Here is a 9,278-nt window from a genome sequence, read left to right on the forward strand (position 1 = left end):
TGTCCAGATGACACTGACCGAACGCGTTCCCCTGGTGGAAACCCGGATTCCGCTGAAATTTGCGATGCGACACCTGGCCGGAGCCGTCTCCGTGGTCACCGCAGGTATTGGCGAGGCGCGCACCGGCGCAACGGTTACCACCGCCCATTCCTTATCGGTCGAACCGGAGGTGATGGTCGTCAGCATCAACCTGAGTTCGTCGACATGGGCAGCAATTAGCCGGTACCGGCATTTCTGCGTGAATGTGCTGCGTGCCGACCAAATTGGGATTGCCGACCGCTTCGCCGGGCGCGGCGGCCTGAAGGGGTCTGCGCGCTATGATGGCGCTTGCTGGTCCAGTCTTGCAACTGGCGCACTGGCACTCGACGGCGCGCTTGCCGCCGTAGACTGCATAGTCGAGGAGACGATTGTTCGTCACAGCCACGCGCTGATCCTCGGCAGCGTCCGGCATGTGGTGAGCGGCGAACCCCGGCCAGCGCTGATCTATCATCACGGCACATATGGATCGTCGTGAGTCCGCGCCGCTTATGGGTACCACGATCCGACCTAAGGACAGAATAATAATTCTCCATCAAATCTAGGAAAATATCTTATATCTTAATCCGCGCTCGCCTTGCCGGTAGTTTCCTCCCGCAGTCGCCTGACAGGGCTATCAAAGGAGTGACGGATGGGTCGGCATATTCGCTTCAACGCTTTCGACATGAATTGCGTTGGCCACCAATCCCCAGGCCTGTGGAGGCATCCGCGCGATAAGTCCTGGAAATACAAGGATCTGGATTACTGGCAGGATCTGGCTCGAACGCTCGAGCGCGGTATTTTCGACGGGATATTTATCGCCGACGTCATCGGCTATTACGACGTATACAAGGGTTCGAACTACCACGCGATCGAGCAAGCGGCGCAGATTCCAGTCAATGATCCCCTGCAGCTCGCTGCGCCGATCGCGCTTGCCACCGAACATCTCGGCATCGGCATTACCGCCTCGACCTCGTTCGAACACCCTTACACATTCGCCCGCCGTCTTTCGACCGCCGACCATCACACCAAGGGCCGCGTCGGCTGGAACATCGTTACCTCGTATCTGGAAAGCGGCGCTAAGAATGTTGGCCAGGCCGGCCTGAAAAGCCATGACAACCGCTACGAGGTCGCCACCGAATATGTCGAGGTGCTCTACAAGCTGTTCGAAGGCAGTTGGGAAGAGGGCGCGGTGCGGCGTGATCCGGTCCGCGGCATCTTCACCGACCCCAGCAAGGTTCACGAGATCGGCCACAAGGGCAAATTCTTCGAAGTGCCTGGCTACCATCTGTCCGAGCCGTCGCGCAGCGCACTCCGGTGCTCTATCAGGCGGGCGCCTCCGGTCCCGGCAAGGCCTTCGCCGCTGCGCATGCCGAGTGCGTCTTCGGCGGCGCGCCGACCAAATCGCTGCTCAAGGCCTATGTTGCCGAAATCCGTCAAAAGGCCGCTGCTGCCGGCCGCGATCCGAAGAAAGTTCTGATCTACAACCTCACCACACTGATCATCGACGAAACGGACGAAAAGGCCCAGAAGCGTTTCGAGGAGTATCAGAGCTATACGTCCTATGACGGCTCGCTGGTGTTCATGTCCGGCTGGAGCGGCATCGACTTCGGCCAGTATGCGCCGACCGACGCGCTCAAGAAGGTCGAGACCAATGCGATCGTTTCGATGGTCGAGCATTTCGCCGGCAAGGACAAGGCCTGGACCGTCGAGGAGCTGGCGAAGTGGGGCGGCATTGGCGGCGTCGGGCCGGTCTTCGTCGGCTCGCCCGGCACCATCGCCGACATCCTGCAGGAATGGGTCGATGAAACCGATGTCGACGGCTTCAACCTTGCTTATGCGGTGACGCCAGAAAGCTTCGAGGCCGCCGTCGACTTGCTCGTACCGGAATTGCAGAAGCGCGGCGTCTATCCCACGGCCTACAAGCCCGGCACGCTGCGCGAGAAGCTGTTCGGCGACGGCCCCTATCTTCCCACGACGCATCCCGCTGACGGGTACCGCGACATCGAAGCCGTCAAGCGCCGCGAAGCCGAACGCGCCTCGGTGGCCCGCTTGAAATCCGTGAATGCGTGATGGCCAATCTGCTGGACCTCCACGATGTCTCGCTGTCCTTCAAGGGTGTGCGAGCCCTGAATGCGCTGAGCTTCCGCGTTGCCAAGGGTGAGATCTGCGCCTTGATCGGCCCGAATGGCGCCGGCAAGAGTTCGCTTCTCAACGTCATCAACGGCGTCTATCGCGCCGACGCCGGCGACATTGTCTTCGACGGTTTGCGCTTCGAGGCGATCCATCCGCAGAAGGCAGCCCATCTCGGCATCGGCCGGACCTTCCAGCACAATGCGTTGTTTCGGCGCCTGTCGGTGCGCGAAAACGTGCTGGCCGGCCTTTCTCGTCATGGCACCGCCAGCTTTTTGGAAAACATCTTCCGGCTGGGCAGGGACAGCGCGGAGCGCCGCGGTTTTCTTGCCCGCGCCGAGCGCACCATGGCTTTCCTCGGGCTCGACCGCCATGCGGAAAGCAGCGTTTCTACCCTGCCTTATGGGCTGCAGAAACGTGTTGATCTCGCACGGGCACTGGTCTCCGGCCCCAAGCTGCTGCTGCTCGACGAACCGATGGCCGGCATGAACCAGGAGGAGAAGAAGGAGATGAGCCGCGTGATCCGCGAGGTCAATCGCGTCTTCGGCTCGACCGTGGTGCTGATCGAACACGATGTCGGCATCGTGCTCAACCTCGCCAGCCATGTGGTGGTGCTCGACTATGGCCGCAAGCTCGCGGACGGGGCACCCGACGAGGTGCGCAAGAACCCCGACGTGATAGCCGCCTATCTCGGCACGGTTCACTGAGGAACTCATGTCCTATTTCCTTGAAACACTGGTTAGCGGTCTTTTTCCCGGAGTGATGTACTCACTCGTCGCGATCGGCTTCGTGCTCATCTACAAGGCATCCGGAGTCTTCAATTTCGCGCAAGGCTCGATGCTGCTTTTCTCGGCGCTGACCTTCGTCACCTTGACCGAGAAAGGCATGCCCTTCGTCCTGGCCTTCATCGTCACATCACTTGTCATGGTGGTGATGGCGATGCTGATCGAGTGGCTGGTGCTGCGGCCGCTGCGAAATCGCGATCCGTTGACCCTGTTCATGGCCACTTTGGGACTGAGCTATGTCATCGAGGGCTTTGCCCAACTGCTGATGGGCATGGATGTTCACATGCTCGATCTCGGCATCCCCGATGTCGCCGTACAGGTTGCCGGCATCTATGTCAGCCAGTTCGACATCATCGCCTCGCTGATCGCGGTGACGCTGGTCGCCACGCTGGCTATCGCCTTCAACAAGACGCGCATGGGCATCTCGCTTCGGGCGGTGGCTTCCGACACGCTTGCGGCACAGTCGATCGGCATCCGCCTGCCCGTCATCTGGCGCATCGTCTGGAGCGTCGCAGGCATCGTGGCGCTGGTTGCCGGCCTTGTCTGGGGATCGCGCCAGGGCGTGCAATATTCGCTGTCGCTGGTCACGCTCAAGGCGCTGCCGGTGCTGATCATCGGCGGCTTCTCCTCCATCCCGGGTGCGATCGCCGGCGGCCTGCTTGTCGGCGCCACCGAGGCGTTGGCCGACATCTATATCGGCCCGCTGGTCAATGGCAGCGTCTCCACCTGGTTTGCCTACATCCTCGCGATCGGCTTCCTGCTAGTGCGTCCGGCCGGCCTGTTCGGCGATCACGAAATCGAAAGGGTCTGATCGTGACCACGCTGCAGGAATCCGCTCCGTCCGAGCCGCTCCGCCGGCCCGCCTTTGGCGTCGGCACCATCGCCATCGTCGCTGGCCTGATCGCCGCCTTCGCCGTGCCGGCCCTTGCGGACGATTACTGGCTGAGCTCGATCATCATCCCGACGGTGATCATGGGGCTTGCCGGGATCGGCCTGAACCTGCTGATGGGTTATACGGGGCTTGTGTCGATTGGTTCGGCTGCCTTCATGTCAATCGGCGCCTTCTCGACCTACAATCTGCTGCTGCGCGCACCGTTCTTGCCGTTGCCGGTCGTCCTGATCCTTGCCGGCCTGATCGCGGCTGCTGCCGGTGTCATCTTCGGGCTGCCGTCGCTGCGCATCAAGGGCTTCTATCTCGGCGCTTCGACGCTGGGCGCCCAGTTTCTGTTCGAATGGCTGTTCACCAATTTCAGCTGGTTTTCGAATGACAGCCAGTCGCTGACCATCTCGGCGCCTCGACTGCAGATCCTTGACTACGATCTCCAGTCGGCCACCGGCCGCTACTATCTGGTGATTGCAACCACGGCGCTGCTCATCGCGTTGGCATTCGCCATCGTCAAAAGCCGGGTCGGCCGCGAATGGATGGCGATCCGCGACATGGATGTCGCTGCCTCGGTCATCGGCATTCGCGTCGCGCGCCGCAAACTGCTGTCCTTCGGCATAAGCTCGTTTTTCCTTGGCATCGCCGGCGCGCTCTGGGCCTTCGGATATCTCGGCACCTCGGACGCGCATGCGTTCAATCTCGATAAATCGTTCCAGATCCTGTTCATCGTCATCATCGGCGGTGTGGCAACCATCTTCGGCAACTTTCTCGGCGCCGCCTTCATCGTGCTGACGCCGATCCTGCTCGATCGGCTGTCGCTGGTTATCGATTTGTCATTCCTCGGCGATCAGGGCGCGCTGGCAAACCTGCAGCACATCATCTTCGGCACGATCATCATCGTGCTGCTGGTCAAGGAACCGGATGGATTGTCGAGCCTGGGAAGGCGCGGCGTGGAAGCCCTTCGCTCGCGAGCACGATCATCCAACTGAACTCAGACAGACGAAACACCTCGGCGCCGGGTCTTTCGCCTCCTCCCAAGCATCGGTCGTCACTTTCTCCAAACCACTCAAACCAAAGGTTGCACCATGTCATTGCTAACCAAGACCATGTCGCTGGCGGCCGCTGCCGCGATGGCTGTAACGCTGATGAGCAGCGCGTCCTTCGCCGAAGACGGCACCGGCCAACAGCTCTATCCGCTGTTTACCTATCGCACCGGCCCTTATGCCCCATCGTTCATTCCTTTCGGTGCCGGCAACATCGATTATCTCCCCTACATCAATGAGGTCGAAGGCGGCGTCGATGGCGTCAAGATCCTGGTCCAGGAATGCGAGACGGCCTACACGATCGAGCGCGGCATCGAATGCTACGAGCGCTACAAGAACGGCTATAACGGCTATCCGCATTCGAGCGGCCTCGATGTGGCCCTCACAGACAAGGCTCGCATCGACAAGATCCCGATCGTCAGCCCTGGCGGTGGCCCAGAACATCGCCACCGACGGTCGCGTCTTTCCCTACCAGTATCCGCTGGTGTTCGACTACTGGAGCGAAGCCCAGATCATCGTCGATTACATCGCCCAGCAGGCCGGCGGCTATGACAAGCTCAAGGGGCTGAAGATCGCCACGCTCTATCACGATAGCGGCTATGGCCGCGATACGATCGAGCCGCTCGGCATCCTCGCCAAGAAATATGGCTTCGAAGATATCCAGATCCCGGTCCCGCATCCCGGCGAACAGCAGCAGACGCAGTGGCAACAGATCCGCCGTGCAAACGCCGACTGGGTCTTTCTGCGCGGCTGGGGCGTGATGACGCCGGTGGCGATCAAGACAGCGGCCCGTGTCGGCTTCCCCGCCGATCGGATCATCGGCGACATCTGGAGCGGTTCGGAAGACGACGCCCGTCCGGCGGGCGCTGCCGCCAAGGGTTATCTCGCCGTCTCCGTCTTCCCGCCGGGCACCAACTACACCATCCTGAAGACGCTCAAGGCCAATATTCTCGACAAGGGGAAGTCCGACCTGAAGGACAATTCGAAGTTCGGCACGGTCTACTACAATTACGGCGTGATCGAAGCCATCACCTTCGTCGAGGCGCTGCGCACCGGCCATAAGAAATTCGGTAACAGGCCATTGACCGCCGCCGAAGGCCAGTGGGCGCTCGAAAACCTCGACATCGATCAGAAGCGGATCGCCGAGCTTGGCGCGGAAGGCCTCATCAGTCCGCTGAAAACCTCCATAGACAACCACAAGGGCGAAACCATCGCCGCCAAGATCATCCAATGGAACGGTCAGTCCTGGGACACAAGGACCGATTGGATCAAGGCCGATGCTTCGCTGTTTGCCGACGTCATCAAGGCAAAGGCTGCCGCCTACGCCAAGGAAAAGGGCATCCAGCCCCGCGTGGCGACGAACTGACACCAGACCGCACTGACAGGATTGATCCATGACCATTGCAGCAAAAAGCTTCCTCGATATCCAGAATATGGAAGCGCTCTATGGTCAGGCGGTCCTTGCTGTGCGCGACGTGTCGCTCAAGGTCGAGCAGGGCAAGATCGTTGCCCTGCTCGGCGCCAATGGCGCGGGCAAGACAACGACGCTGAAGGCGGTTTCCAATCTGCTCGGACCTGAGCGCGGCAAAGTCAGCCGAGGCAGCATCGTCTGGCAGGGCGAGCCGGTCAGCGGCCTCTCGGCGTCTCGGCTCGTCGCCAAAGGCGTGGTGCAGGTGCTGGAAGGCCGCCATTGCTTCGCCCAACTGACGGTCGAAGAAAACATCCTCTCGGGCGGCTTCGTCCGCAAGCCAAGCAGGGCAGACCTGCAGCGCGACGTCGAACGGATCTACACATGGTTTCCGCGCCTCAAGGATAAGCGCAAGGTCAAGGCCGGCCTGACCTCCGGTGGCGAACAGCAGATGTTGGCCATCGGCCGCGCGTTGATGACCAAGCCGAGCCTTGTGCTGCTCGATGAACCGTCAATGGGGCTCGCGCCGATCATCGTGCAGGAAATCTTCGAGATAATCCGCACCCTGAACAGCGAGCAGGGCGTCAGCTTCCTGCTTGCCGAGCAGAACGCCAATCTCGCGCTTCGCTACGCTGACTACGGCTACATCCTTGAAAACGGGCGCGTCGTTCTGTCGGGAACGGCAGAGGAACTGCGAGCCCGTGAGGATGTCCAGGACTTTTACCTGGGCGGTGCCAATGCCGCCAAACCACACTGACAGCCTCGCCCGCACCGGGTGAGGCCAACTCCAGGAAAATGCGAATGACACAGATCGATGCTGCATGGGGTGCAGGCCCCGGCGCTCGCTATGAGACACTGGCCGAACGGTTCCGGCCGATATTTGCGCAGATCGCCACCGGCGCGGTCGAGCGGGAGCTCAACCGTGAACTGCCGGTGGCGGGGATTGCGAAGTTGAAGCAGGCGGGTCTGGGCGCGCTGCGTATACCCGAAGCCGAAGGTGGTCTTGGCGCGACGCTGCCTGAGCTGGCCAACATCCTGATCGAACTGTCGGAGGCCGATTCCAATATCACCCAGGCGCTGCGCGGTCATTTTGGGTTTGTCGAGGATGTCGTCAACAAGACGGCCGGCGAGAGCCGCAAACGCTGGACCGAGCGCATTGCCCACGGCGAGATCGCCGGCAATGCCTGGACCGAGATCGGCGATGCCAAACAGGACGTCTTCTCGACCCGCATCTCGAAGAAGGGCGACCGGCTGGTGCTCAACGGCACCAAATACTACACCACCGGCTCGCTGTTTGCCGACTGGATCGATGTCGGCGCGACGGGGCTTGACGGCGAAGGCATCGTCTTGCAAGTGCGTCGCGACGATCCGGGCGTCGATGTCATCGACGACTGGGACGGGTTTGGCCAAACGCTCACGGCCAGCGGCACCACCAGCTTTACCGACGCCACAGTCGACCCGGACGATGTCGTCGTCGACGATGACAAGTTCCGCTATGGCGCTGCCTTCTACCAACTGGTGCATCTTGCTACGCTGGCCGGTATCGGTCGGGCGATGGCCAACGAGACCGCTGCCGCCGTTGCCGCGCGCAAGCGCTCATACTCCAATGCCGCCGGTTCGCGCTCGAGCCAGGATCCGCAGGTGCTTCAGGTCGTCGGCCGTATTCGCAGCAACGCCTATGCGTCTGGCGCCATCGTTCTGCAGGTCGCGCAAGCCATCGAACGCGCCTATCAGGCACACTTTGCCGGCGATGCCGATGCCGAGGAAAAGGCCAACTCCATCGCCGAACTCGAGACGTCGCAAGCGGTGACGGTCGTTACGAATCTGGTTCTTGAAGCGTCGACGATCATCTTCGATGCGCTGGGTGCGTCCTCGACCAGGAAACCGATTGGCCTCGATCGTCATTGGCGCAATGCTCGTACCCTGTCGTCACACAACCCACGCATCTATAAGGATCGCATCGTTGGCGACTACGCAGTCAACGGCACGCCACCACCATATCAGTGGCGGATCGGGCACAGCCCGTTGTAAGCCATGCACACGACCTTCAGCGCGATGCGCTGGCAAATCCCGGGTGTCGACACGGCCTACTTACAGGCCGTCTCTGGGCAATAATCATTTGATCTACGCGGGTACAAACCAAAATCTACTCGCATTATAGATTAACAAAAATTCGCCGACGAATCTCCTTCGGCGATACGTGAATTTTCCCACCTGTCGCCGAAGGGGTCGGCGCTCTGGACAACCTCATCCGGAAAGGCGCCGCGAGCCTCTGAGCGTAGAACGCTGGCCAAACCAAGTGCCCTATTCGCAAACCACACGGTACCGCTTGCCGGGCTCGCTGACGTTCTTGCAGACAAGCAGCTTGTGCGGCTCGGAAGAGGAGAGCGGAGGACTTGCGACCCGCGATGCACGTCTGTTTGATGTCTTGTGACTTGCCGCACGGCGCGGTTCGAGCCTTTCCGGCTCCTGTGGCGCAACCGGAAACACGCTGGTTTCGATCTGTGGCTGCTGCAGGGATGGCGGCTCTTTGTCAAAGAATCGCCTGGCATCAAGCGATCTCGGAATAACCACCGCACCATCATCGCTGCGCGCGCAGCCGCTGCCCAACAGTAAAGCCAGCCCCAGGAAAAAAGGCAGTATCCGTCCAAACATAAGCACAACCCTATACCCCGGCTTGCGGGTCGCCGACAACCGGCGCAATGGGCACGAAGAAAGGGCGGCATTCCTTGCCGCCCTTTCGAAATTGTCGAGATGCGAGGACCTTTAAAAGCCCATACCGCCCATGCCGCCCATGCCGCCGCCGGGCATACCACCCGGCATGCCGCCACCAGCCGACTCCTTCTTCGGAGCCTCGGCGATCATGGCTTCGGTGGTGACGAGCAGGCCGGCGACCGAGGCCGCGTCCTGCAGAGCCGTGCGCACGACCTTGACCGGATCGACGATACCCATGGCGATCATGTCGCCATATTCGCCGGTCTGGGCGTTGTAGCCGAAGGTCGCGCCCTTGT

9 protein-coding genes and 1 pseudogene are annotated in these 9,278 nt (G+C 61.0%); 9 read left to right on the forward strand and 1 reads right to left on the reverse strand.

What is annotated here, in order from left to right:
* The first annotated feature begins 7 nt into the window (after positions 1-7).
* The 9 genes and pseudogenes from NKJ12_RS29785 (at position 8) to NKJ12_RS29825 (ending at position 8,298) form a co-directional block, all read left to right on the forward strand.
* On the forward strand, positions 8-514 hold the full coding sequence (locus tag NKJ12_RS29785; protein ID WP_352707021.1) for a flavin reductase family protein: 507 nt from the start codon (positions 8-10) through the stop codon (positions 512-514).
* Between the two features lie 153 nt (positions 515-667).
* A pseudogene (locus NKJ12_RS29790) lies at positions 668-2,088 on the forward strand (LLM class flavin-dependent oxidoreductase).
* Positions 2,088-2,855 carry an ABC transporter ATP-binding protein gene (locus NKJ12_RS29795; RefSeq protein WP_352707023.1) on the forward strand — a complete coding sequence of 256 codons (768 nt, stop codon included), beginning with the start codon at positions 2,088-2,090 and terminating at the stop codon, positions 2,853-2,855. The pseudogene NKJ12_RS29790 and the gene NKJ12_RS29795 overlap by 1 nt, the downstream one beginning before the upstream one ends.
* 7 nt (positions 2,856-2,862) lie before the next feature.
* Positions 2,863-3,744 (forward strand): branched-chain amino acid ABC transporter permease, encoded by an 882-nt coding sequence (locus tag NKJ12_RS29800; RefSeq protein WP_352707025.1) that lies wholly within the window; start codon positions 2,863-2,865, stop codon positions 3,742-3,744.
* Between the two features lie 11 nt (positions 3,745-3,755).
* Positions 3,756-4,805 carry a branched-chain amino acid ABC transporter permease gene (locus NKJ12_RS29805; RefSeq protein ID WP_502905754.1) on the forward strand — a complete coding sequence of 350 codons (1,050 nt, stop codon included), beginning with the start codon at positions 3,756-3,758 and terminating at the stop codon, positions 4,803-4,805.
* 96 nt (positions 4,806-4,901) lie between these two features.
* On the forward strand, positions 4,902-5,411 hold the full coding sequence (locus NKJ12_RS32375; protein ID WP_502898896.1) for a hypothetical protein: 510 nt from the start codon (positions 4,902-4,904) through the stop codon (positions 5,409-5,411).
* A complete protein-coding gene (locus NKJ12_RS29815; protein ID WP_502898898.1) occupies positions 5,341-6,225 on the forward strand; it encodes an ABC transporter substrate-binding protein in 885 nt (294 codons plus the stop codon). Before NKJ12_RS32375 ends, NKJ12_RS29815 begins: the two co-directional genes overlap by 71 nt.
* Before the next feature lie 28 nt (positions 6,226-6,253).
* Positions 6,254-7,024 carry an ABC transporter ATP-binding protein gene (locus NKJ12_RS29820; protein ID WP_352707032.1) on the forward strand — a complete coding sequence of 257 codons (771 nt, stop codon included), beginning with the start codon at positions 6,254-6,256 and terminating at the stop codon, positions 7,022-7,024.
* 44 nt (positions 7,025-7,068) lie between these two features.
* The gene (locus NKJ12_RS29825) at positions 7,069-8,298 is read left to right on the forward strand and encodes an acyl-CoA dehydrogenase family protein (RefSeq protein ID WP_352707035.1); all 1,230 of its coding nucleotides are present in this window, start codon (positions 7,069-7,071) and stop codon (positions 8,296-8,298) included.
* A 735-nt stretch (positions 8,299-9,033) separates the two neighbouring features.
* Here NKJ12_RS29825 and NKJ12_RS29830 read toward each other — a convergent pair.
* Positions 9,034-9,278, reverse strand: a 245-nt coding sequence (locus tag NKJ12_RS29830; protein ID WP_352707037.1) for a TCP-1/cpn60 chaperonin family protein, incomplete at its 5' end; no start/stop codon positions are given.

Origin of the sequence: Mesorhizobium sp. M0195, assembly GCF_040322115.1 — a bacterium.
Classification (GTDB): Bacteria; Pseudomonadota; Alphaproteobacteria; order Rhizobiales; family Rhizobiaceae; genus Mesorhizobium.